The 23,683-nt window shown below is 52.2% G+C and carries 20 protein-coding genes; 8 read left to right on the plus strand and 12 right to left on the minus strand.

What is annotated here, in order from left to right:
- Positions 1–5: 5 nt before the first annotated feature.
- From JNC80_RS12720 to JNC80_RS12755, 8 genes are all read right to left on the minus strand, one after another.
- Positions 6–1,808: a gamma-glutamyltransferase family protein gene (locus JNC80_RS12720; protein WP_376710559.1), complete on the minus strand. Its 1,803-nt coding sequence runs from the start codon at positions 1,806–1,808 to the stop codon at positions 6–8.
- Between the two features lie 20 nt (positions 1,809–1,828).
- Positions 1,829–2,689: a nickel transporter permease gene (nikC, locus tag JNC80_RS12725; RefSeq protein ID WP_151159639.1), complete on the minus strand. Its 861-nt coding sequence runs from the start codon at positions 2,687–2,689 to the stop codon at positions 1,829–1,831.
- Complete coding sequence (locus JNC80_RS12730) at positions 2,686–3,633, minus strand: ABC transporter permease (protein WP_075656602.1); 948 nt, start codon at positions 3,631–3,633, stop codon at positions 2,686–2,688. The genes nikC and JNC80_RS12730 overlap by 4 nt, the downstream gene beginning before the upstream one ends.
- Before the next feature lie 141 nt (positions 3,634–3,774).
- The gene (locus JNC80_RS12735) at positions 3,775–5,292 is read right to left on the minus strand and encodes an ABC transporter substrate-binding protein (RefSeq protein WP_376710560.1); all 1,518 of its coding nucleotides are present in this window, start codon (positions 5,290–5,292) and stop codon (positions 3,775–3,777) included.
- Positions 5,293–5,431: 139 nt separating this feature from the next.
- Positions 5,432–6,163 carry a FadR/GntR family transcriptional regulator gene (locus JNC80_RS12740; RefSeq protein WP_376710561.1) on the minus strand — a complete coding sequence of 244 codons (732 nt, stop codon included), beginning with the start codon at positions 6,161–6,163 and terminating at the stop codon, positions 5,432–5,434.
- Positions 6,164–6,384: 221 nt separating this feature from the next.
- Positions 6,385–7,635, minus strand: coding sequence for a Zn-dependent hydrolase (locus JNC80_RS12745; RefSeq protein ID WP_376710562.1), 1,251 nt, complete (start codon positions 7,633–7,635; stop codon positions 6,385–6,387).
- Between the two features lie 163 nt (positions 7,636–7,798).
- Positions 7,799–9,301, minus strand: coding sequence for an amidohydrolase family protein (locus tag JNC80_RS12750; protein ID WP_376710563.1), 1,503 nt, complete (start codon positions 9,299–9,301; stop codon positions 7,799–7,801).
- A 104-nt stretch (positions 9,302–9,405) separates the two neighbouring features.
- Positions 9,406–10,926, minus strand: coding sequence for an amidohydrolase family protein (locus JNC80_RS12755; protein WP_376710564.1), 1,521 nt, complete (start codon positions 10,924–10,926; stop codon positions 9,406–9,408).
- Between the two features lie 231 nt (positions 10,927–11,157).
- On the opposite strand from JNC80_RS12755, the gene JNC80_RS12760 reads away from it, so the two are divergent.
- A complete protein-coding gene (locus tag JNC80_RS12760; protein WP_376710565.1) occupies positions 11,158–12,039 on the plus strand; it encodes an AraC family transcriptional regulator in 882 nt (293 codons plus the stop codon).
- Between the two features lie 28 nt (positions 12,040–12,067).
- On the opposite strand, the gene JNC80_RS12765 is transcribed toward JNC80_RS12760, so the two are convergent.
- Complete coding sequence (locus JNC80_RS12765) at positions 12,068–12,826, minus strand: IclR family transcriptional regulator (protein WP_376710566.1); 759 nt, start codon at positions 12,824–12,826, stop codon at positions 12,068–12,070.
- A 215-nt stretch (positions 12,827–13,041) separates the two neighbouring features.
- Between JNC80_RS12765 and JNC80_RS12770 the strand changes: the two genes are divergently transcribed.
- Genes JNC80_RS12770 through JNC80_RS12800 form a run of 7 tightly spaced genes read left to right on the plus strand, consistent with a single transcriptional unit; the run spans position 13,042 to position 21,303 of the window.
- The gene (locus JNC80_RS12770; protein ID WP_022712044.1) at positions 13,042–13,983 is read left to right on the plus strand and encodes an ABC transporter permease; all 942 of its coding nucleotides are present in this window, start codon (positions 13,042–13,044) and stop codon (positions 13,981–13,983) included.
- Positions 13,980–14,855: an ABC transporter permease gene (locus JNC80_RS12775; protein WP_376710567.1), complete on the plus strand. Its 876-nt coding sequence runs from the start codon at positions 13,980–13,982 to the stop codon at positions 14,853–14,855. Before JNC80_RS12770 ends, JNC80_RS12775 begins: the two co-directional genes overlap by 4 nt.
- Positions 14,855–16,639, plus strand: a complete 1,785-nt coding sequence (locus JNC80_RS12780; protein WP_376710568.1) for an ABC transporter ATP-binding protein — start codon at positions 14,855–14,857, stop codon at positions 16,637–16,639. The genes JNC80_RS12775 and JNC80_RS12780 overlap by 1 nt, the downstream gene beginning before the upstream one ends.
- Positions 16,640–16,670: 31 nt before the next feature.
- Positions 16,671–17,996: an MmgE/PrpD family protein gene (locus JNC80_RS12785; protein ID WP_376710569.1), complete on the plus strand. Its 1,326-nt coding sequence runs from the start codon at positions 16,671–16,673 to the stop codon at positions 17,994–17,996.
- 17 nt (positions 17,997–18,013) lie between these two features.
- A complete protein-coding gene (locus JNC80_RS12790; RefSeq protein ID WP_376710570.1) occupies positions 18,014–19,576 on the plus strand; it encodes an ABC transporter substrate-binding protein in 1,563 nt (520 codons plus the stop codon).
- Between the two features lie 49 nt (positions 19,577–19,625).
- A complete protein-coding gene (locus JNC80_RS12795; RefSeq protein WP_376710571.1) occupies positions 19,626–20,918 on the plus strand; it encodes an NAD(P)/FAD-dependent oxidoreductase in 1,293 nt (430 codons plus the stop codon).
- A 16-nt stretch (positions 20,919–20,934) separates the two neighbouring features.
- Positions 20,935–21,303, plus strand: coding sequence for a RidA family protein (locus tag JNC80_RS12800; protein WP_376710572.1), 369 nt, complete (start codon positions 20,935–20,937; stop codon positions 21,301–21,303).
- Positions 21,304–21,316: 13 nt separating this feature from the next.
- Here the strand turns inward: JNC80_RS12800 and JNC80_RS12805 are convergent, their stop codons facing one another.
- The 3 genes from JNC80_RS12805 to JNC80_RS12815 all read right to left on the minus strand — a co-directional run bounded on the left by JNC80_RS12805 (position 21,317) and on the right by JNC80_RS12815 (position 23,650).
- Positions 21,317–22,099 (minus strand): LysE family translocator, encoded by a 783-nt coding sequence (locus JNC80_RS12805; RefSeq protein ID WP_376710573.1) that lies wholly within the window; start codon positions 22,097–22,099, stop codon positions 21,317–21,319.
- On the minus strand, positions 22,096–22,767 hold the full coding sequence (locus JNC80_RS12810; RefSeq protein WP_376710600.1) for a B3/B4 domain-containing protein: 672 nt from the start codon (positions 22,765–22,767) through the stop codon (positions 22,096–22,098). The genes JNC80_RS12805 and JNC80_RS12810 overlap by 4 nt, the downstream gene beginning before the upstream one ends.
- A 73-nt stretch (positions 22,768–22,840) precedes the next feature.
- Positions 22,841–23,650: an AraC family transcriptional regulator gene (locus JNC80_RS12815; RefSeq protein ID WP_376710574.1), complete on the minus strand. Its 810-nt coding sequence runs from the start codon at positions 23,648–23,650 to the stop codon at positions 22,841–22,843.
- Positions 23,651–23,683 lie beyond the last annotated feature (33 nt).

Genomic DNA, 23,683 nt, shown 5'->3' on the forward strand with positions numbered 1-23,683 from the left:
CTGTTTTAGCGCCCGATTGCATAGGCTTGCATCAGGCGTGGTGTGGCCGCTGCCCGCAACAGCCCGTTGCTCTCACGTTCGGCTGCGGTCAGTCGCCCGACTGTCCACTCATCAACGATTTCCAGATCATGACCGCGTGTTTTCAGATCATTAATCACGGCCTCACCAATCGATTTTTCGATCACAAGCCGTCCCGGAATGGCTTCACGCGGATAGAAAGATGACGGGAAATGCATGGTGTGGAACAGCGGCAGATCAATACCTTCCTGCAGGTTCAGCCCGTGATGGACACGGCGCAGGAACAGGATGAGCTGCCATTGATCCTGCTGGTCACCACCCGGCGTACCGAAGACAAGCCGTGGTTTACCCTCATAGCTTGCCAGTGACGGTGTGAGCGTGGTGCGCGGACGTTTGCGCGGCGCGAGGCTGGTCGGCAGATCCGGCTCCAGCCAGAACATCTGTGCACGGGTATTGAGCTGGAAGCCGAGTTCCGGAATAACCGGTGATGATTGCAGCCAGCCGCCGGACGGGGTGGCGGAAACCATATTGCCCCAGCGGTCAATCACATCCACATGTACCGTGTCGCCACGTTTCTCGGTACGCAGATGCGCCATAGTCGGCTCACCGGCACCCGGTGCCACATTGCCGTTGGTCTCGGCATAGCGGAACTGTGCTACGCTGCGGGCATGTTGAGTTTCAAAACCTGTGATCATACCGGCGCGCAGCTCATGAGAAGCCGCAGAGCCGATGAGTTTACGCCGCTGTGCATTATAGTCTTCCGAAAGCAGCTGCTTCATCGGCACATCTGCAAAATCAGGATCACCGTAATAGATTTCGCGGTCGGCATAGGCCAGTTTCATGGCCTCTGTTACGGTATGAATGAAATCCGCACTGTCCGGCCCCATAGCGCCTATATCGCTGTTTTTCAGCAAAGCAAGGCTTTGTAGCAGGGCAGGCCCCTGACCCCAAGGGCCGGTCTTGGAAACCGTCCAGCCGTGATAATCATAGCTCAACGGGGTTTCATAAGTGGCGCTCCAGCGCGCCATATCATCAGCGGTCAGAATGCCTTTGTGACGTTTGCCACTGGTATCCATCGCCTCAGTATTCCGGCAAAAATCTTCAATCGCCTGCGCAACAAAGCCGCGATAAAAACCGTCACGCGCATGATCGATAATCTCTTCGCGGCTGCCGCCTTTGGCTTCAGCTTCATCCACCAGACGCTGATAGGTCTTTGCCAGCGCTTCATTGACGAACAGTTCATGCGCCTGAGGCAGATTACCGTTGCGCGCCCATGTGGCATAGGATGTCGGCCATTCTTTTTTAAAAAACTCGGCCTGATCGCGGATTGTATTGGCAACGCGCGGAAGCATCGGATGACCGGTGCGGGCATAATAGATTGCCGGTTCCAACGCATCGCGCAGGCTCATACTGCCATGATCGCGCAGCATCAGCATCCATGCATCAAACGCCCCCGGAACCACGGCTGCGAGCAGGCCGGAACCCGGAACCAGATCCAGCCCTTCCTGTTTGTAACGCTCGATCGTGGCTGCATCAGGTGTCACGCCCTGACCGCACAGCACTTCGGTTTTACCGGTTTTGGCAGAGTGGAAAATAATCGGTACTTCACCGGCAGGACCAACGAGATGCGGCTCGACAACCTGCAAGACAAAGCCTGCGGCCACGGCTGCATCAAAAGCATTGCCGCCGCGCTCCAGCAGCGCCATACCGGCGGCCGAAGCCAGCCAGTGGGTGGAAGTAATAACACCGAAAGTACCGAGAATTTCAGGGCGGGTTGTAAACATACTCATGGTTATGTTCCTGTAAGCTATTAATATTCGCGCGGATCAATGGCGTCGCGCAGACCATCGCCAAGCAGATTGAAACCCAGAACCACGAGAAAGATTGCGGCTCCCGGCCATACAGACATCCATGGCGCTTGTGAGATGAAGTTTTTTGCAGTGTTGAGCATTGATCCCCATGACGGGTTCGGCGGCTGCTGACCAAGGCCGAGAAAGGACAGGCTGGCCTCGGCAATAATGGCTGCCGCAATGGTCAGAGTTGCCTGAACGATAATCGGTGACATGGCATTGGGCAGAATGTAGCGCAGAATGATGCGCGGATGACGCAGACCCAGAACCTGAGCGGCTTCGATATATTCTTCATTGCGGATGGAAAGCACCTGACCACGGGTAAGACGGGCAAAAACCGGTGCTGCGGAAAGGCCAATTGCGATCATCGCATTAGTAAGGCTGGCACCGAGAAAGGCAGCCAGTGCAATTGCCATAATCAGAAATGGTATTGCGAGCATAGCATCAATCAGACGGGAGATAATACTGTCTGCCCAGCCGCCGAAATAGCCTGCGATAATCCCGAAAGGTACGCCGACAATCATCGCGATACATACCGAGACAACGCCCGCCATCAGCGAGGTACGTGCGCCATAGGCCATGCGGGAAAACAGGTCGCGTCCCAATTCGTCTGTCCCCAGCCAATGCAGGGCAGAAGGCGGTTTGCGAATAGCGGTAAAACTTGTCTGCAACGGATCATAACCGGTAATCAGTGGTGCCAGAATGGCCAGCAGAGCAAAAAAGCCAACCAATATTGCACCGAGAACCGCTGCTCTGTTGGAGAGAAATTTTTGCAAAGTGCGGTTGCGGGATTTTTTTGCCGGAATTGCGAGCGCACTCATGTTGCATCCCTCAGTCTCGGATTGACGATAATATAGAGAATGTCGGCAAGAAGATTCATCAGAATGAAACCGACAGCGGTACACAGCACAACACCCTGCACAACGGCATAGTCACGGGTGAAGACCGCATCCACGATCAGCTTGCCGAAACCCGGAATGGTAAAAATCTGTTCGGTCAGCACTGCACCGGCGAGCAATTCGCCAAAAAGCAGGGTGGTCAGGGTAATGATCGGTACAAGAGCATTGCGCAGCGCATGGCGCAGAATAACAGTCTTTTCATTCAACCCCTTGGCGCGTGCGGTGCGCACATAGTCCGAGCGCAGCACACCGAGCATGGCCGAACGCGTATGGCGCATCAATACGCCGGCAAGGCCGGTGCCGAGCACAAAAGCTGGCATAATCATGGTGCGGATATTCTGTCCCAGATTTTCAAACGGTGATGTATAGCCGGATGAAGGCAGCAACTGCCATTGTACGGAAACAAACAGAATGAGCAGAATGCCGAGCCAGAAATTCGGGATTGATAAACCGGACAGCGCGGCAATATTGATCGAATAATCGGTCAATGTGCCTTTGCGTACAGCAGAAATGATCCCTGCAGGCACGCCGATCAGCAGCGCAACGAACATCGCAAAAGCTGCAAGCTGCAAAGTAACCGGCAGTTTCTGCAAGATGAGTTCCAGCACCGGTTTTTCCGTGCGGATGGATACCCCGAAATCGCCGGTCATGATGCGGCCGAGCCAGCTCAGATATTGCGTGATAACCGGATCATTCAGCCGGTATTTTTCCTGAAGATAGGCAATCGTCTGCGGATCACGGTCTTCACCGGCCAGTGCCAAAATTGGATCGCCCGGCAGCAATTTCTGCATACCGAAAACAATAACCGATACCAGAAACAGGGTCGGGATCACCACAAGACAACGCCGGATAATTAATTCAAACATAGAATGAGTTCCATTCGCATGAAAACAGAACAGCAGGCAGCGGGATGGAAGTGACAGAATTTAATCCGCCTGTTCCTTCCCGCTGAGCCGTTTCAGCTCCTTCTTTCGAAAGGTGTTTTCAAAAAGAAGGAGACGGCTTGCTTATTTTTCCAGTGTCACGCCTTTCAGGCGGATCATGCCGTCCGGATGCGCAGTAAAGCCTTTCAGATTTGCGCGGGTGGCAAATGTCCATGGCTGATAATAGAGATAGACGATCGGCAGCTCATCTTGCAGGATTTCCTGTGCCTGATCGTAGAGTGCCTTGCGCTGTGCCTGATCTTTGATACCGCGGGCTTCTTCCAGCAGGGCATCAACTTTTTCACTGCAAAAACCGGCATCGTTGAGGCTGCCTTTACAGGTATCAAACTGATGGATATTGCCATCCGGATCAGCACGGCCTGACCAACCGCTCTGGCCGACATCAAAAGACTTCTCTTTTAATGCGGATTGCAGGGCAGCAAATTCAGTCGGACGCAGAGAGATATCAAAACCTGCCTCGGAAGACATGGCCTGTATCAGCTCATAGACCTGCTGGGATGTTGTGGAGTTGCCGAAAGCCAGTTCAAAACTGACCCGTTCATGACCGGCTTCCTTAAGCAGCTGTTTGGCTTTTTCAACGTCGCGGGTCACAGTTTCATATTTCGGGTTATAGGCAAAACTCGATGGCGGAAAGGCCTGATAAGCGGGCTGGAATACGCCCTGACCGACAACTTCATTGATTGCATTCCGGTCGAGGGAAAGCTCGAAAGCCTGTCGGATACGCTTGTCGTGGCCGATCGGGAAACTGTCTTTGTCGCCCTTGGTCATGTTGAAAGTCAGAGCCTGATAACCGATACCTGTGACCGGCAAGAAGGCCAGATTGCTGTCGGCTTTTGCGGCTTCAATATCTGAAGAGGCAAGGCGCTCGATCATGTCGAAATCACCGGAGCGCAGATTGGCAAAGCGCACGGTTGAATCCTGAATCGGCAGATAGGTTACCTTGTCAAAGTGGTAATTGGCGGCGTCCCAGTAATCAGCGAATTTCTCCAGAATTATCCGGTCATTCTGTACGCGGTTGGTAAATTTATACGGGCCTGAACAGACAGGGTTCTGGGCAAATTCACCACCGGCAAATGCCTTTGGCGACAGGATCATACCCGCGCGGTCGGAAAGCTGGGACAGCAGTGCCGCATCATGTCTGGTGAGGTGAATATCGAGCGCCGTATCATCCACAACCTCAATCTTATCAATCGCTGCGACTTCACTTTTACGCAGGGATTCCGGCAGTGTTTTTGCCCGTTCCAGATTGGCTTTCACATCGGCCGCGGTAATGGCCGAGCCGTCATGGAATTTCCCGTCATCACGCAATTTGATATGCAGTGTTTTACCGTCTTCAGACCAGCTCCATTCCTTGGCGAGCTGCGGCTGAATTTCCAGCTTGTCATTAATATCAAACAACTTGTCGCATAAGGACGTGAAAACGATACGACCGACAAATGTGCGTGCACGATGCGGGTCAAGCACATCGGGATCATCCTGCAAGCCGATGCGTAAATCAGCGGCCAGTGCCGGTAAAGTCAGAGCAATTGCTGCTGCGGACAGCGCCGCAGTTTTGAGAGCAGTTCTATAAACAGATTTCATTCTCCACCCCTTATTTTGTTCTGCTGATAGCCAGATTATTCTGTGGTCTGCACTTGAATGGTCGGAACGGGCTCCTCCTCCTGAGCTAAATCCGTTCTTCCCTTTGCATGCGGCTTTCATCCGCTATGCGAAAACTCCTTTAGTCGGTCGTTACAGGCTGTGGTGCCGGTATTTGTGTTCGTGCGGCTCCGCCAATTTCGCCGATCACTGCTTCGCGCAGCGACATAAGATGCGTACGCATGGCATCTTCCGCATCGCGCGGATGAAAGCGCCGGATCGCATCCAGAATGGCATTGTGCTGGTTTACCGACAGCGAATTACGGCCTGCCGAACGCACGCGGGTGCGAAATTGCTGCCATGCATCATTGCGCCGGATTTCATCAATGATGCCCATAATGGCTATAAACAGCTGATTGCCGGATGCATCAGCGATCTTGCTGTGAAAGGCTGAATCCCATCGCTCCCATGAGGCAATATCAGTTGACTGCTCGGCTTTCAGAGCCAGCTTTTCCAGTTGTTCCACCAGAGCAGGTGTAGCGCGGGCTGCGGCCATGCGCGCCAGCGCCGGTTCGATTTCAATCCGTACATCCATAACTTCGATAGGATTGGTGAAGTCGGCAATCTGCTGGGCCAGCATATTGCCATCGGGACGACGTTCACCGCTGAAAGTACCTTGACCCTGCCTGCGCCAGATCAGCCCTTCGTTTTCGAGCACATCAAGGGCTGCACGCAAGGCACGGCGGCTGACATTGAAGCGCAGGGCCAGTTCACGTTCAGAGGGAAGGCGGTTTTCCTGCCCCTCCGTCTGCTCAGTCAGTAATGTGCGCAGGTTTTCTAAGGCAATACCGGTATTATCATTGAGGTCATGCATGGCATGAACCATGAATCAATCGAACCATTATACAGATTGGTTCTGAATTTGATGAATTGGTAACGGCCATTGTGCTGGTAATTTTCCCGATTTATTATACTTTTGTTTAATAATGCAAATTATCTGCTGTAATTCAAGATGTTTAGTAAAAATAATGGCGAACCAATTTACAATTGGTTCGCCATTAAGGTTCGATATAGAAATACGAACAAGCAGCGGCTTTAATCTGTGAGTTTTACCTCAGCGAGATCGCAAATTGTGAGAAAAAGCACGTCAACGCCTTTAGCCAGCTGGTCATAATCCGTCCATTCTTCAGGAGCGTGAGAAATACCGTTACGGCTCGGAACGAAGACAAGACCGGTCGGTGCAAAATCAGCCATAATCATGGCATCATGACCGGCACCGCTTACCATTGTCCGGCTTTTCAGGCCAAGCGCATCAGCATGGCGCGACAGGCATTTATGCAGTTCGGAGGATAACGGCACCGGCGCGACAAAGAGCTGTTCTTCGACCTCTACCGAAAGTCCGTTGCCGCCTGCCCGCTCAATGACAGCACGGGTCTGATCCATCAATGTACGGACAACCTCTTCCTTTGGTGCGCGAATATCGGCAGTAAAAACGACCAGATCGGGGATGACATTGGCACCGCCCGGATAAACATCCAGCTTGCCGACAGTCAGAACCGCGTCCTGTCCGATAGCAAGTGCCAGATCAGGCAATTGCGCAAGAGCGGTGACAGCGCCGGTGAGCGCATCGCGACGCGCATTCATCGGGGTTGTACCGGCATGGCCTGCTTGTCCACGAAATGCGACTTTCAACTGGCCGAGACCGACAATAGCGTCAACAACAGCCACGTCCTCGCCATGGCTCTCTAATACAGGACCCTGTTCAATATGCAGTTCAAGAAAAGCATGAATTGAATGGGGCTGGCGGATTGCCTGATGTGCCAGTGTGGGATCAAGTCCATAGGCTTGCATTGCCTCCGCAACGGATATGCCGTCACCATCAGTAAAAGTGACAAGCTGCTGCATGTCCACCTTGCCGGTCATGATGCGCGAGGCCAGCAAGCCACCACCGAAACGGGTGCCTTCTTCTTCAATCATGGCGATAAATTCAACAGGACGGACGGGTGTCAGCCCGCGGCTTTTCAGCTGGAAAGCAATTTCTATGCCGGCAATGACGCCTGCTTGTCCGTCAAATTTTCCGCCATTTGGCACGGAGTCAAAATGGGAGCCGACCATAACCGGTGCAAGCTCCGGATTGCTCCCTTCCATCCGGCCGATAATATTACCAACGGCATCTTCGCGCACGGTAAGACCTGCTTCCTCCATCCGGTTGCGCAGATAATCCGCGGCCTGCCGGAATTCCGGACTATAGGTCAGGCGAGTGGTGCCTTTACCGGGAGTGGCGTTGAACTGATCCAGTCCGTCGATCAGGGTCTGGAGGCGTTGCGGATCCGAATAGTGTGTCATGAGAAAAGCCTGCAATAAATTCCTGCTGACACGACCGATAGCACCCCGTACAGACAATGGGGAAGGGTAATTGCTCTAGCCGCTTGTTTTTTAGCTTTATTTTGCTCTGGCATAGGAAATGTTGCCCCCGCATAGTGTGGCTATGCGGGGGGTAAAACACAGTTTACTCGGTCAGATTGATGGTCTGTGCCAGTGAGAAAACACGTTGTTGCACTTGTGCGGTTTGTTTTTGTGCTGCTGCCCAGTCCACACCGGACATAATGCCATTGCGTTTTACTGCACGACCTGCTGCCCACACACTGTCAATGTCCTGCATGGCTGCAAAATTGAGCACGCGGTCAGCGAGTGTTCCCAGATTGGCAAAGCCCATTCTGTCCGTGCGTAACAGCACAAGATCAGCCCGCTTGCCGACCGTAACGGACCCCGTCACATCGCCAAGGCCAAGCGATCGTGCGCCGCCGATGGTTGCAAATTCCAGAACATCAGTTGAGGTATAATTATTGGCAATGGCTGCACCGTCTTCCGTCTTGTAAAGAATCCAGAAAGCGGAACGCGCATGCTCGAAATAATCCTGTAACATGGCAATGGCAGCATCCAGACCGATACCGGTATCCACGCCATGCGCGCGGGCGCGGCCATGCAGACTTGGCGTGTCATAGGTAAATTCACCAAGCGTGGTGGAGCAGAGTTTTGAACCGGCGGCTTTCATCATCAGCAATTCCTCATCGGTTACGTCATTGCCGTGAGAAATATGATAATCCGGCCCTAACAGGCCTGCTTCATGCAGATCACGTATACCGCGTAAAATTGGCGGATTAGGCTCGGGGAATGTCTGGTTCATATGTTGCGTCAGAATTGCCGCCTGCAATTCACGGCAGCGTTTAAACTCCTCAGCGGCTTGTGCAATGCTCTGTGTGCCGACCGAGCCGGTTAGCCCTATGCCAAACCGCAAGAGACCGTTTTCATCGGAAAAATAACGGTCACGCAGTAATTCAGCCTGTTTGTAATGGCGTTCATCCGGCGGGCCGTCACGATCGGCGCGCGCTTGTGCCAGCGGATAGGTGTCACCGGGCCCGTAGCGTGGAGACTGACGCATCTGATAGCAGAAATAGCCGCCGACACCGGAATCTTTCAACCCGCGTGCCGCCGCATCTTCAATCTCATTGCCATTGGTTGCATGCATGTGATCAAGCACTGTGGTAACGCCGGAATCCAGACAGACAAGACCACCGATATAGGAAGAAAAATACATATCCTCCGGTGTGAAACATAATCCATATTTCAGATTATTCTCACGGTCATAATGGCGATAAAGTTTGGAACCTTTTACAATTTGTCCGGCTTCTGCCGTTTGCCAGACATGGCGGTGACCGTCGACCATGCCGGGCATCAAAATCATGCCGGTTGCATCAATAATCTCTGCATTGTCATGCTTGATATTTTTATCAATAGCGGTGATTTTCCCGTTGGTAATCAGCACATCCGTGGCGGATAATTCTCCTGACTTTGCATCCATTGTCAGAATATCTGCGCCTTTGATGAGTGTAGGCACAGCAGATTTTGCGCTGGCAGCAACGCTTTGTGCTGCATGCAGGGGCAGACCGCTGGCTGCAACGGCTGCACCGGCAGCGCTGAGTTTCAAAAACTCTTTGCGTGTTAGTTCCATGAACTGGTTCCTTCTTGTCCGGCAGGCCTGCGCGGGAAAAATAAGAAATCCCGACTGTGCTCTGAACCGGCTGAAAATAACGTATGGAGGTAGGTTAAAAGCTTTTATGTGAAGGTGATTGTGTCGGCATCGCGTACAATCCGTGCCTGCGCCTCACGCATGTCTGCTTTGAGCTTGCCCCAGTCCACATTCAGCATTTTTCCGTTTTGCTTGCGTAAAGTTCCGCGCACCCAGACGCTGTCGATATCGGACAGGTTGGCAAAGCTGAACACACGGTCAGCCAGAGTTCCGGCGATGGCGAAACCGTAGCGGCTGGTGCTCAGCAAAACGAGATCAGCCTGTTTGCCGACACTGATTGTGCCGGTCATGTCACCCATGCGGATGGCGGCGGCACCGGAACCGGTTGCATAATCCAGCAGATCGGCTGGCTCATATTCACGGGCAATACGGGCATATTCTTCCGAGCGTTGCATATTCCATAACGCGGCACGCACATGCTCGAAATAGTCTTGGGTCAAGGCCAGATTAACATCGATACCGATACCGGATGGCAATCCCATTTGACGTGCTTTGCCATGAATTGCAGGGGCAACATAAGGAAATTCACCCATAACCGTTGCGCATAACATGCCACCTGTATCCCGCAGCATGATAATTTCTTCATCGGTCATCTGTACGCCGTGGGAGACGTGAATTTCTGGTCCCAGCAAACCGGCTTTGTGCAGATCGGCAATGTTGCGGTAGATACCTTCCGGAGGCATGGGGTTTTGTTTATGAATGTGCAGTGCAATCAGATAGGGCTCAAGCGCGCGGGCGCGGTCGAACTCTGATTTTGTTTGCCGCATAGTGTGGCGTCCCAGTCCGTTACTGGAGGCAATACCAAAGCGGATCAGACTGTCGCTTGCGGAAAACAGTTCATCGCGCAGCATTCTGGCAGTTTCGAAATGCGCATCTGCAGGCGGGGCAAGACGCTGAGCCGAAGCCTCTGCAAGCGAAATCGTATCGCCCGGACCATAGGTGGGATCATGGGCAACCTGATAGCAGAAAGTTCCGCCGACACCGGATTCAATCAATCCGCGTGCACCGGCAAAGGCTTTCTCACGATTGTGCTGGCCATGGGCGTAGTCAACCACACTGGTTACGCCTGAATCAATCGCCAGCAAACCACCGACATATCCCGCCAGATGAAAATCTTCCGGTGTCATACAAACGACGGTGCGCTCTTTCCAGGTCTGGTAATGATCGTATTTTGCGGCATGGGTTTTTACCAGAGTGCCGGCATTCATGATCTGCCAGACATGACGGTGACCGTCGATCATGCCGGGCATCAGAATTTTACCGGTTGCATCGATGATTTCCGCATCATCAACTTTCATACCCTTAGCAATGGCAACTATTCTACCGTTCCTGATAAGAACATCGGTGGCTTTCAGCTCACCGAGTTTTTTATCCATTGTAAGAATATCCGCATTGCGGATCAGTGTTGCGCGAGACGGATCTGCCTTCGCACCGGTCTTTGCTTCGGCCGGTTTTGTGGCTGATGCGGCGGAACTGCGGCCGGTGGCAACAGCTGTTGCCAGACCAGCAGCCCCGAGCCGGAACAGCTCTTTGCGGGTAATCGTCATTTTAAAATCCTCCCGAATATTCAGAATGTGCCGTGGCGTCAGATGCAGAAAGCGGAGAGATTCTGTCTTGTTGCCAGCGGCAATCGCGGTGTACTATCCGACGATGCGGGGGATTGATACGAGTTGTTCTGCTATTGCGAAACGGACATTCGATTGCGCTAACAGGACAACAAAAGCGGCCGGTTAACGGTCACAAAAAGTGGAACGCAGAATAAAAACGGGAGAAGTGCCTTGCAAACAACGGATAATGTTGTGGCGGGCGATGTAATATGTTTTGCGCCGCTCGTGCGCAATTTCAGCCGCGGGCTGGTCATTGAAAATCATATGCATCCGTTCGGACAATTGCTTTATGCGAGCTCCGGTGTTGTCAGTGTTATTACCAGACACGGCAATTTTATTATCCCTCCTTACCGTGCCATGTGGCTGCCGCCCTATTGCGAGCACGAAGTCACCATGCTGACAGATACTAATATTACTTCTCTGCTGTTACAGAACGGTGCGGAACTGGAACTGCTGGATTGCCGTGTTATTGAAATGCCGCCTCTGATGCGTGCTTTGCTTGTTGAGACGCTGAACTTTCATAAAAATCAGCGGAATATCAAACGTGAACAGGCAATTTTGCAATTATTACGCGGAGAAATTGCTTCGGCACAGCGCGTTTCCTGCACAGTTCCGATGCCTGCCGGCGAAAAGCTGGCAGTGTTGTGCAGAGAGATTATGCAGGACTTGTCAAAAACATTGTCTCTTGCGCAACTTGCTAAAAAAGCAGCGAGCACCCCAAAGACCATTGCACGTCAATTTCAAAATGAGCTGGGTATGAGTTACCGGCACTGGCTTGAGACAATCCGGTTTAATTATGCCTGTGCGGAACTGGAGCGTGGCACTGCGGCCAAGATTGTCGCTGCGGATCTTGGTTATACGGCAAGTGCTTTTTCCAATATGATGAAGCGCTTTCAGCAACGACTGCAACAGGAGCGTATCAAAAACACCAAGGATACGATTTTCGCAGATTTACCGCCGTTCGAGTGGATCACAAGACCGGCTGCCGAACCGCAACAGGAAAATGACCGGCGCTGGCTTGAAAAAGCCCGCCAACATGCAGAGAAAGTTTGAGGCAGAGCGGGCTTTAAAAAAGTAGCAATCAGTTCGTTACATTCAAACATTCTTTGAGCTGATCAATGAGATTGTCCATCACATCAGGCTTCATATTTTCCAACGGGATGTTGAAAGAAATAGCAACATTGACGCGGAACGGGTTTGGTTTTGGCAAAGGCAAACCCAGACCGCCGACACCCGGCAGGTAATAACCCATATTAACCGCGTAACCCCGCGCAAGTGTCTCATTAATTTGTTGTTTTACGACATCCACGTCCACATGGCGCACGGCAGGATATTGCGTGTACCGCTCTGTATTTGCCTGTAAAATTGCTTCGCGCTCACCTTCCGGCAAAGTGGCCATCAAAGCAACACTGCCTGCCGCAATCCCTAAAGGCATTCTTTCGCCGATGCCGAATTGCTGTTGCGGCAGAATGGAACGGCTTATCATTTCAGCACACACCGCATCAAAGCCCGATTGTGCTATAATATAGGTCGTATATCCGGTTTTTTTGGTGAATTCAGTCATGCCGGGTTGCAGTTTCTGAATTTGCGGCGTGAGCCGTTGCTGGCGCTGAGCCAGCAGGAAAATAGCCGAGCCCAGCCGGTAATGACCATAGCGCTCTGCAGGTTCCGCAAAGCCCTGTTCTGTCAGCGCCATCAGAGTTCTGTGGGCTGCCGATTTGGCGACATTCAGAGATTTGGCGATTTCGGCAAGCGCAGCACCGTCTTCACCATAATCGCCGAGCAATAGCAAAATATCCAAAGCCCGTGAGGCATTTGAAGATGAATTATTTGTCGTCATAAAGAATCTCATATTCTAATAATCAGAATAATTATAAATAATAATTCCATTAAAAGAAATAGATTGACACAAACAAATTTTTTAGCTGTCATTACAGGCAGGAGAACACATAAATCGTGACCATGAATTGACAGGCATAACCCGCGGCTGAAACAGCTGGATGGGAACAGAAAAATATTTGCTGCTTTCACGGTGACGGGAATCTCGGAGGGGAGATGCTGTCTTTTGTGACGAGGAGACTTGGCTTTGCCGCCATAACTCTTTTCAGCGTATTAACGCTGGTATTTTTACTTGTACGGATATTGCCCGGAGATCCTGCTCTGGTTTTGCTTGGCGATCAGGCCAGCCCTGCCAGTATTGCTGCGGTGCACCAGAAACTCGGGCTGGATAAGCCGGTTCTGGTTCAATATGGCAGTTTTCTCTGGGATGCTTTGCAAGGTGATCTGGGGAACTCCATGATCACCGGCAGGCCGGTCTCGGCGGAAATTCTCAATGTTTTACCTTATACGCTCGAACTGACCATTGCGGCACTGGCACTGGGTCTCATCCTCGGTGTTCCGGCCGGTGTATGGGCGGCTGTAAAACGTAATAAAATGCCGGATTACATTATCCGCTTCATCTCATTGCTTGGCCTGTCCCTGCCTGCTTTTGTTGCCGCCATTCTGTTGCTGATGGTGTTTGCTATTCAGCTGAAATGGTTTCCGGTTATCAGCGCCGGCGGCTCGGGAGATATTCTGGAGCGCTTGCGTCAGATGGCACTGCCGACATTATCTCTTGCCTTGATTATGATGACTTACATCACCCGTGTGACACGTTCTGCCATGCTGGAAGTCCTCAGTCAGGACTATGTGCGCACTGCCCGCGCTAAAGGTGCATCGCAATATAGTGTGGTCTGGAAACATGCGCTTGGCAATTGTCTCGTACCGATTGCAACGGTTGTGGGTCTCTATCTCGGCATTCTGATCGGCAATTCGGTTCTGACAGAAATTGTGTTTTCCCGTCCGGGGCTTGGCAAGCTGATTTTGTCGGCTCTGACCCAGCGTGACTACACACTGCTGCAGGGCATGATTGTGGTCTACACCTTCATGGTTGTCATCGTGAACCTTGTGACAGACCTGACCTATGGCCTGCTTGATCCGAGGATTCAGTACAAATGAGCACGATTTCCACATCTTACGAAAAGACAGCCTTCAGTTCTGTCATACCGTTTCTGCGCAGGCTGGGTATCTCGACATGGATCGGCATTCTTGTTGTTGTGCTGCTGATCGGTGCTGCAATATTTGCACCGCTTCTTGCACCTTACGATCCGGCAGAGCAGGATATTTTCAAACAACTGATGCCGCCGAGTTCTGAGAACTGGTTTGGCACGGATAATTTCGGGCGGGATATACTCTCCCGCTTGCTTTGGGGTGCCCGTTACAGTCTTACCATTGGTCTGCTGGCGATTGCCGCCGCAACCATTATCGGCTCGCTGATTGGTATGCTTGCCGGATATCTCGGCGGACGCACAGATATTATCTGCATGCAGATCATGGATGTGGTGCTGGCCTTTCCTTCGCTCATTCTCGGACTGGCACTGGTGGCGCTTATGGGGGCGACACTGACCAATATTATTATCGCGATTGCCTTTACTGCCACGCCCGCCTTTGCACGTATTGCCCGCGCGGCGGTGCTGACCCAGCGTGACCGTGAATATGTGCAGGCCGGTCGTTCAATGGGGTTTTCAGGACCACGTATTCTGTTCCGGCATATTCTTCCGGCCATTCTGCCCGAAGTGATGGTGATGACATCCCTCTGGATGGCAACGGCTGTGCGTACTGAAGCATCGCTGGCTTTTATCGGGCTGGGTCTTGCCCCACCAACTCCGACATGGGGCGGCATGGTGCGTGAAGGTTTCGACAATATTCTCAATGCTTTCCATCTGGCTTTGTTTCCAAGTCTGGCAATTCTGCTGCTGGTGCTTGCGTTTAACCTGATCGGTGACGGGTTGCGTGATGCGATTGATCCCCGTTTGAAGGATGCATCGTGATGAAGAATAATTCCATTTTGTCTATCAGGGATTTGCATATCTCTTTTGGTGCCGTTCCCGTTGTTCATGGCCTTAATCTTGAGATTGAAGCAGGAAAAACACTGGCGCTTGTCGGTGAATCCGGCTCCGGTAAGAGTGTAACCTCGCTTGCGGTTATGGGACTGCTACCGGAAGCAACCGGCCATGCAACAGGTTTTGTCCGGCTCGGAGATACAGAATTGCTGGGTATTCCAGAAGACCGGATGCGCAGTATTCGCGGCAGTCAGATCAGCATGATTTTTCAGGAGCCGATGACATCGCTCAATCCGGTGCAGCGGATCGGCGATCAGCTGGCAGAGGTTATCCGGTTGCATCGTGGGTTGAAAGGAGCGGCCTTGCGTGAGGCTGTGCTGGAGATGCTGCGCAAGGTGCGGATACCTGATCCTGAAACACGCATGAAACAATATCCGCATACATTTTCCGGCGGTATGCGCCAGCGTGTCATGATTGCCATGGCACTGGCCTGTAGCCCGAAACTGATTATTGCTGATGAGCCGACAACGGCGCTGGATGTGACGGTTCAGGCACAAATTCTGGATTTGCTGCGGGAATTGCAGCGTGAAACCGGCACAGCCATTTTGTTCATTACCCATGACATGGGTGTGGTCGCTGAAATGGCGGACCATGTGCTGGTCATGCAAAAAGGGCGCGAGATTGAACGGGGCGAAGTTCACGAGATATTTTCGAACCCGAAAGATGACTATACCCGCACGCTGATTGCAGCAGCGCCAAGCCTTGTCGGACGATCGGTGAAACAGGTCGAGTCATTGGAAGTTTTGCAGGAACTGCCGCTGACTGAAGGCTCAAGCGACACAAAAGATGCTCCGGTGATTACGGTCAATGATCTTTGCGTGCGCTTTCCGGTGCGCTCCGGTCTTCTCAGCAGACTGACCGGCAATGTTCATGCTGTTGAGAATGTCTCCTTCGCAATCGGCAAAGGCGAGACACTGGGACTTGTCGGGGAATCCGGTTCAGGAAAATCAACGATCGGCAAAGCAATTATTGATCTCGCTCCCGTTCATGCAGGTCGGATTCAGCTTTCCGGACGGGAGATTGACTACAAAGATTCCAAGAGCCTGTCGGCTCTGCACCGCGATGTGCAGATGATTTTTCAGGATCCTTTCGGCTCCCTGAATGCCAGACAAACCATCGGTTCCGCAATCATGGAACCGATGACTGTGCATGGTCTGGCTCAGCGTAAAGAGGCACGGGAGAAAATGCACTGGCTGCTGGAAAGAGTGGGGCTTGATCCGCGCCGCGCTGCCAGCCTGCCGCATGAATTTTCCGGCGGGCAAAGGCAGCGTATCTGTATTGCCCGTGCGCTTGCGATGTCACCGAAACTGATTATCGCGGATGAGGCGGTTTCCGCTCTCGATGTCGCGATCAAAGGACAGATCATTGATCTGATGATTGATCTGCAGCAGGAGTTTGGCGTTTCCTATCTCTTCATCAGCCATGACATGGCAGCGGTCGAGAAAATCTGTGACCGCGTTGCGGTCATGTATTTTGGCGAGATCGTAGAGATCGGTGCCAAGAAAGATGTCATCGCCAATCCGGTTCATCCTTATACGCAGCGTTTGCTATCCGCGATACCGGTCACGCATCCGGCACAGAGAAAAGAGCGCATTATAACCGCCGCCGATAAGGAGAAACCACGCAGCCCGCTGAAGCCGCTTGATTACAGCCCACCGGTCAGCCGATGGGCGAGAGCATCCGACGGGCATTATATCCGGCAATCCGCATAACGAAATGCAATGAGAACGGGGCATTTATTCAATGCATATCATCGATAAACTTGCTGCTTTTGCTGCGGAACATCCGCAGGGACAATTGCCTGCGGATGTGAAAGAGCGCATCCGGTTGCTGGTTCTGGATCTGGTTGCGGCAACCGGCGCAGGCTTTACATCTGATCTGGCAAAAGCGGCGCGTTATACGGCAATTCATGCTTACGGGGGAAGTGCAGCCACACTCTGGCTTTCCGGAGAAAAGTCCTCTGTTGCCGGTGCTGCTCAGGCGAATAGTGCTGCGGCCAGTGCGCTGGATATTGATGACGGCCATCGCGGCGCTGCAGGTCATGCCGGTGCCGGTGTTATTCCGGCAGCTTTAGCGGTGGCTGAAGCTTTGGGCAGTGCCGATGAGGATATTTATGATGCGATAGCGCTTGGCTACGATATTGCGCTGCGCATTGCCACTTCCAGACCAACCGCTGCGATTGACAGTTATAATAGCGGTCGCTGGGTCGGCTATGGTGCTGCCGCTGCCGCAGGGCGACTTTTAAAACTGAGTGCTCCGGCCATGGCTCATGCATTGGCGATTGCCGGTGCGGAAGGGCCGATCGGTTATCCGTCCGGTACGTCGCGCTATCAGGGCACGACGGTGAAAGAAATGATCCCGCCTGCGGTTGTAGCAGGGATTACCGCTGCCTATCGCGCTGCGGCCGGTGCTACAGGCCCCCGCGATTTGCTGGATAATGCAGAAAAATATGACCCTGCAATATTGCTGTCTGACCATGGTCAGCAATGGTGGTTGATGCAGTGTTATCTCAAACCCTATGCCTGCTGCCGTTATATGCATGCAGCTGTCGATGCTATTTTGGCAATGCGTAAGCCGGAGCTGCCGGTGCTTTCACTGAAAATCGAAACATTTCCGCAGAGTTTACGCCTGTCCAATGAACGCTCACCGCAAACACTCGAAGGCGGGCAATATAGTTTTTATTTCAGCTGTGCCTTGGCAGCCTTGAAAGGCGAAGCTGCATTGCAGCCGGTTAATCCGGACACGCTGGCCGACCCTGAAATACTGGCTCTGGCGGAGCGGATTACGCTCGAGGCCACCTCTGATTTTGCTTCGGCTTTTCCAAAATCAACACCGGCGCGTGTCTCACTGGATCAGGGGCAAGGCATTGAGATCATGGAAGTGCTGCATCCACGCGGAGATGTGGCCAATCCGCTTGGCTATGCGGATATTGTCACGAAATTCCGGCGGATTAATGCGGCGTATATCACCCCCGATGACCAGCAGTCTTTGCTTCAGGCTTTTGCGGATTTTCCGCAGGCAGGATTTACCCCCGTGCACGCTGCTTTGAGCAGACAAATTATAAAATAAAAGAGGAGGAGCATAATATGTACAGAACAGTTTTAAAAACCGGAGCACTGGCAGCCTTTATGGCCTGTTCGGCACTGGTATCGATGCCGGCTTTTGCGGCTAAAACAGAACTCGTTTTAGGGGCTGCGGCAGCAGATGTCGGCAAGCTTGATCCGCATTTTGCCAATTCGACATCGGATCGCACACTGGTTGCATGGATTTTCGGCGGACTGGTGCGCTTTGCACCCGGCAGCACCGATCCTTCAACAATTGAGCCTGATCTTGCTGAAAAATGGGAGCATTCAGCAGATAAAATGGAATGGACATTCCATTTGCGCAAAGGCGTACAGTTTCAGCAGGGTTATGGCGAGGTAACGGCCGATGATGTCGTGTTCTCCCTCAATAAAGCTGGGAAACCGGAAACATCAGCTTTCGCGACTGATTATGCTGCTCTGAAATCTGTCGAAGCGGTTGATCCCTATACGGTGAAGATCACGCTTGCCAAAGCGGTGCCTAGTCTGCTCGGACTGGTGTCGAATTATTCCGGCGGCTTTATCCTGAGTAAAAAAGCCTATGAGGAGCGCGGCGACGAGTTTCAGCGTCGTCCGGTTGGTTTCGGGCCTTTCTCACTGGAAAAAATTGAGCCTAGTGTTTCCATCGAGTTCAAAGCCCATGATGGCTATTTCCGCGGTAAGCCGAAACTTGAGAAAATCATCTATCGCTTTCTGAATGCGGCTTCCGCACGCGATCTGGCCTTTATCTCCGGTGAGATTGATGTCTCCGCTGGCACCACAGATCAAAAATGGCTGGCGCGGACACGGGAAGTACCGGAATCCGTAGTTGATATTTTCGATCCGGCGGAACTGACGCTGCTTCATGTAAACCGGACCAAGAAACCGTTTGACGATATCCGCGTCAGACAGGCGCTGGCCTATGCGGTCAATGCCGCCCAGATGGCACAGTTCCGCGGCAAGGAATTCACCCGTGAAGTGAAATCGGTCATTCCGAGTAATAATCTTGGTTATACGGATGAGGCTGGCGTTGTCTCCAATGATACGGAAAAAGCCAAGGCCCTGCTGGCCGAAGCAGGCTATCCGGACGGCGTAACGATTAAAATGCTGTCCAGCCAGCTGCCAAGTCTGGAGCAGTCGGCACAGATGTTGCAGGCACAGGTTGCCAAAGCGGGTATCAAGCTGGAACTGGAACCGGTGGAACATGCGACCTGGCACCAGATGATCCGCAAGGATCTCAGCCCGATTGTGATGTATGGCGCCGCACGTTTTCCGGTCGCGGATTATTACCTCACACAATTCTATCATTCAGACAGTATTGTCGGCAAACCAACCGCAGTGACCAATTTCAGTCATTGTGCGGTTGCTGATGAGCAGATTGTTGCGGCACGGTCAGAAGTGGATCCGGATAAGCAGCTCCAGCTCTGGCATGAAGCCCAGAAACTGATTGTCGCGGATGTCTGCGCAATTCCGCTGAATGAAACCGCGCAGGTCTGGGTTCGCAAAAAGAGCCTTGATTGGGGCTTTGAGTTGAAAGGCTCTTTGTCGCTCGGACCGCTTGTAACTGAACAGACGCATTTCACTGATTGAAACCGTACGTGGCTGGCTCTGCGCCAGCCACATTTCCTGTGGTTTGAACATGTCAAAACTGACTTATCCTGATTATTCCAATATTTGCGGCTGGAATGCGATGCTTCCGCCGCGCACACCACGACCTGCGCTTGATGGCGACATTAACGTAGATTTTGCCGTGATCGGCGCAGGTTATACCGGACTTGCTGTTGCACGTCGTCTGCGTGAACTTCGCCCCGATGCCCATATTGCTGTTGTTGAAGCGACGACCGTGGGCGAGGGCTCTTCCGCTCGCAATTCCGGCTTTACCGGCACAGATGTTCTGCCACGGAATATTACCGTGGAAATGTCCGAGAAAGCGCGGCTGCAATCAAACCTGTTTTCGGAAGCCTTCAAATGGCTGACGGATATTATCCGTGAGAATAATATCCAATGCGATATGCAGCAGGTCGGTGCCATTCGCGGCGCTGCAACAGAACGCGGAGAGGCCTCTGTCCGCTCTGTTCTTGAAGTGGCGAAAAAACTTGGTGTAACACATCAGGAATTGTCACGGAGCGATATCGCAGAGAGGATCGGCACCGATTATTACCGCTTCGGTCTGTATCTCTCAGATACATGGCTGTTACAGCCTGCAGCCTTGATCCGCGGTTTGGCCGATGCTCTGCCTGCTGATGTTGAACTCTATGAGAACACACCGGTTGAACGGATTCAGCATCAGGGTGACTGGCTATTATCCACACGGTCGGGGCAGATCAGGGCGAAGAATATTGCTTTGGCAAATAATGGTTTTATCCGCCGTTTTGGTTATCTGAATACCAAAATGACGACTATTTATACCTATGCGGCAGTGACAGAATCCGTTCCCGAGGCGGACAGAGCGCTGCTGGGACAAGATCCGTCATGGGGCTTGCTGCCGTCTCACCGGCTTGGCACAACATTGCGGCGCATCGGTTCTGACCGGTTGATGGTGCGCAGCCTTTATGCCCATGAAAAAGAACTGACACAGACTTACGTGGAAGCAGAATTACGGCACCGCTTTGAACGCCGCTGGCCCGGGTTGCGCCATGTGCAATTTGAATATGTTTGGGGCGGCACCACAGCCCTGACTATGAACGGTGCACCATGGTGGGGCAAGCTGGAAGACGGGCTTTATGCTTCCGGCGGCTGCAACGGCAGCGGCATTGCCAAGGGCACAATGCTTGGGCGGCATTTGGCGGAACTGATGTGCGGCTTTGGCGATCATTCCGTTCTTGAGCAGGTTATGGGACAGGCCAGTTTTATAGCGCCGGAGCCTTTCCGCAGCATCGGTTTCCGTGTGATTTCCGCTCTTGAAAGCCGCAAAGCCGGACTTGAAATCTGAGTATCGTGAGGATGAAATGAAGCTTGAACGCAGTGATATTAATGCCCGTCGCAGCCGCTTGGTGAAATATAATGGTGTCTGTTATCTGTCCGGTCAGTTCTCTGATAAAGGCGGCACGATTGAAGAGCAGACGAAAGAGACGCTTGGTAAAATTGATGATCTGCTGCAACGTGCAGGCAGTGATAAATCCCGTCTGTTGACCGCGGAAATCTGGATCACATCTATGGCAGATTTTGAGGGTATGGATCAGGTCTGGAAAGACTGGATTGCCACTTATGCGCCGCCGGTCAGATGTTGCTGCGCAGTCGAGTTGGGCGATCCGTCCATGCGCGTTGAAATTATGGTGAGTGCAGCAACAGGCGATGTAGAGCTTGTTGAGTTTTGATACGGATTCCGGCCTAAAATCTGACAAGGAAAAAGCGCCGGAAAGGGACATTCAGGCTCGGGCTTGATTGCTGCATCTCTTCTGAACTGAACAAGTCATAGGTAAAAACAGACGGCCAGATCATGCCTGAAGAGCTGACACTCACCGGCATTGCTCTGGCTGACCTGTTGTTTTCCGCATGAGGATTGGTGTTGGTGAAAGCCAGTTGCAGCGCCAGTGCCATGAAAGCAAAGGCAAAGCCATAGCGAACCCGTTTTTGCACTGACGGATCGGAAATCAGATAGTGCCGGACTGAGGCGGCAAAAGCACCATAGGCGATGAAAACCGCAAATGTGATTATCATGAAAACTACACTCAGCTCCAGCATGCGCAAAACCGGCGATGCTTCTTGCGGGCTGATAAATTGCGGTAAAAAGGCAAGAAAGAACAAGGACAGTTTCGGGTTCAGCAGATTGATGAAAACCGCTGAGCTGATTATTTGTTGCGCGCTTTTATCTTTGGTCTTTTCATTCAGTTGCAGCATCGTATGGTCGCTCACCATCTTCCATGCCATGTAGAACAGATAGGCAATGCCAAGCCATTTAATGATGATGAAGATCGTAATATTGGTGTGCAGCAAAACCGCAAGGCCACTGATTGCCGCTGCAATATGGGGCAAGGTGCCAAGCGTACAACCTAGTGCTGCAATGATATAGCCGCGCCTGCCGCCCGCAAGACCGACCGCAACGGTATAAACAACGCCTGCACCGGGGATGGCGCTGACAATAAAAGCTGTCAGTAAATATTCGAAAGTCATGCCGGATTAACCCGAGTGATTTTCGACGCAGGCCATAGCTGTTTCAATGTTGTCATCAGCGAATTTATAAGCTTATCCGTGTCTTGTTGTGCAGTTTCATGCAGTGCTTCAGTCACAATCAGCGCAGTTTTTGTTTCACTATTTATCGCAGAGCAGCCGCTCTGCCGGTTTGTCCAGCGGCGGGCATGTGCTCGCCTGTCGTCATCGGCATATATGATTTCGCCTTGCTCGGGGCTTTCCATATTCCCGCCGAATGTCTCATAAATTTCATCGCCGTCAGCGTGCCGGATACTGAGAATGCCGTTGATTTTTTCGACATCAAAAACGGCAACGGGTATTGCAAAAGCCAGCGATGTTGCATTGCAGAGATCAACCAGAGGGTGCAGCACCGGAAGTGAACCTTCCATGCGGAAACGACGCAGCAATGCTTCCGAAGCACATCTGTATTGGGTCGGTTTATATCCCATGGCGGAAAAGGCGCGGCGCCATGCTTTGATTTCAGGAAACTCCCCTTCAGTAGCAAGAGCGAGACGGTTTTCGGCAATGGCAGTCAGTTGAGACATTGCAGCATTTGGGTCGGCATTGCGGTTGATGCCGTCAATCAGCAAACCACGGGATTGCATTTGCGGGAAAGAAGTCAGTACAGACGGGGAATAGCGGTAGTGAATGGACATTGCTCTGGCTCGTTTTTTGAGCCATTTGCGTCGTTATTGACCGCAAAGTCTTGAAGAAAATTGCAGCTCAGGCTCTGACACCGGCATATTGCTTTGGTGAGATACCATAGGTGCTTACAAATAAACGGGTCATATGGCTCTGATCTGCAAAGCCGGACGCATAGGCTGCATCGCTCAGCGTTGAGCCATTTATGATCATTTTTCGCGCATATTGCAGTCTGCGCTGAATGAGATAGGCGTGAGGTGTCAGACCGGTGTGTTTTGAAAAACCCCGTATCAACTGAAACTGGCTGACATTGCCAAGCGCAGATAATTCGCCGAGAGAAAGCGGCGAGCAAGGGTCATCATCTATGCGCTCGCGTGCCAGTTCGATTGCTGAGGGTGCATTGTATTTGTCGGCAGAATTGTGGCTTGTAACAAGCCGTGTCAGCAACAGATGCAGGTTTTCTTGTATTTCAAACTCGCTGCAAATATCTGACGGATTGGTTATGCTTTTGAACAGAGAGCGGAAATGCTTTGTTGCAGCCGTGTCGTGCAAGACCGGCTTTGCAAGCTCCGATATTCTCGTGTTACCGCCCCGAATTTCCTTCATCGGCTCGGCTAAAATATCGGTATCAAAATATAACATATACCACGCACGGCCATGGTCACCGATCGGGGTGCCGTCATGAACCTCATTCGGATTGACAGTGATGATATCACCGGCTGTCGCCTCAACAATGCCCCGTCCGCTCAAGGATTTTTGCGCACCGCGGATGATGACGCCAATGCCGAACTGGTCATGCGTATGGCGGCCGAATGTGTGGGATGAGTCCGCCGCAACCGCCGTGATCCCGTTGATTTTGCAAGGCGCTATTTTGAACGAGCCTTTTGCCACGTAGCCACACCTGTTTTTTGTATCGTTCAAATC

Source organism: Pseudochrobactrum lubricantis (genome assembly GCF_041929865.1).
Taxonomy (GTDB): Bacteria; Pseudomonadota; Alphaproteobacteria; order Rhizobiales; family Rhizobiaceae; genus Pseudochrobactrum; species Pseudochrobactrum saccharolyticum.

Coding starts and splice junctions, on each gene's coding strand:
- JNC80_RS12765 (WP_376710566.1), bottom strand. CDS start 12,826: ATGACGACAAATAATTCATCTTCAAATGCCTCACGGGCTTTGGATATT.
- JNC80_RS12785 (WP_376710569.1), top strand. CDS start 16,671: ATGCATATCATCGATAAACTTGCTGCTTTTGCTGCGGAACATCCGCAG.
- JNC80_RS12745 (WP_376710562.1), bottom strand. CDS start 7,635: ATGACACACTATTCGGATCCGCAACGCCTCCAGACCCTGATCGACGGA.
- JNC80_RS12795 (WP_376710571.1), top strand. CDS start 19,626: ATGTCAAAACTGACTTATCCTGATTATTCCAATATTTGCGGCTGGAAT.
- JNC80_RS12740 (WP_376710561.1), bottom strand. CDS start 6,163: ATGCATGACCTCAATGATAATACCGGTATTGCCTTAGAAAACCTGCGC.
- JNC80_RS12750 (WP_376710563.1), bottom strand. CDS start 9,301: ATGGAACTAACACGCAAAGAGTTTTTGAAACTCAGCGCTGCCGGTGCA.
- JNC80_RS12775 (WP_376710567.1), top strand. CDS start 13,980: ATGAGCACGATTTCCACATCTTACGAAAAGACAGCCTTCAGTTCTGTC.
- JNC80_RS12805 (WP_376710573.1), bottom strand. CDS start 22,099: ATGACTTTCGAATATTTACTGACAGCTTTTATTGTCAGCGCCATCCCC.
- JNC80_RS12730 (WP_075656602.1), bottom strand. CDS start 3,633: ATGTTTGAATTAATTATCCGGCGTTGTCTTGTGGTGATCCCGACCCTG.
- nikC (WP_151159639.1), bottom strand. CDS start 2,689: ATGAGTGCGCTCGCAATTCCGGCAAAAAAATCCCGCAACCGCACTTTG.
- JNC80_RS12770 (WP_022712044.1), top strand. CDS start 13,042: ATGCTGTCTTTTGTGACGAGGAGACTTGGCTTTGCCGCCATAACTCTT.
- JNC80_RS12780 (WP_376710568.1), top strand. CDS start 14,855: ATGAAGAATAATTCCATTTTGTCTATCAGGGATTTGCATATCTCTTTT.
- JNC80_RS12800 (WP_376710572.1), top strand. CDS start 20,935: ATGAAGCTTGAACGCAGTGATATTAATGCCCGTCGCAGCCGCTTGGTG.
- JNC80_RS12720 (WP_376710559.1), bottom strand. CDS start 1,808: ATGAGTATGTTTACAACCCGCCCTGAAATTCTCGGTACTTTCGGTGTT.
- JNC80_RS12790 (WP_376710570.1), top strand. CDS start 18,014: ATGTACAGAACAGTTTTAAAAACCGGAGCACTGGCAGCCTTTATGGCC.
- JNC80_RS12735 (WP_376710560.1), bottom strand. CDS start 5,292: ATGAAATCTGTTTATAGAACTGCTCTCAAAACTGCGGCGCTGTCCGCA.
- JNC80_RS12755 (WP_376710564.1), bottom strand. CDS start 10,926: ATGACGATTACCCGCAAAGAGCTGTTCCGGCTCGGGGCTGCTGGTCTG.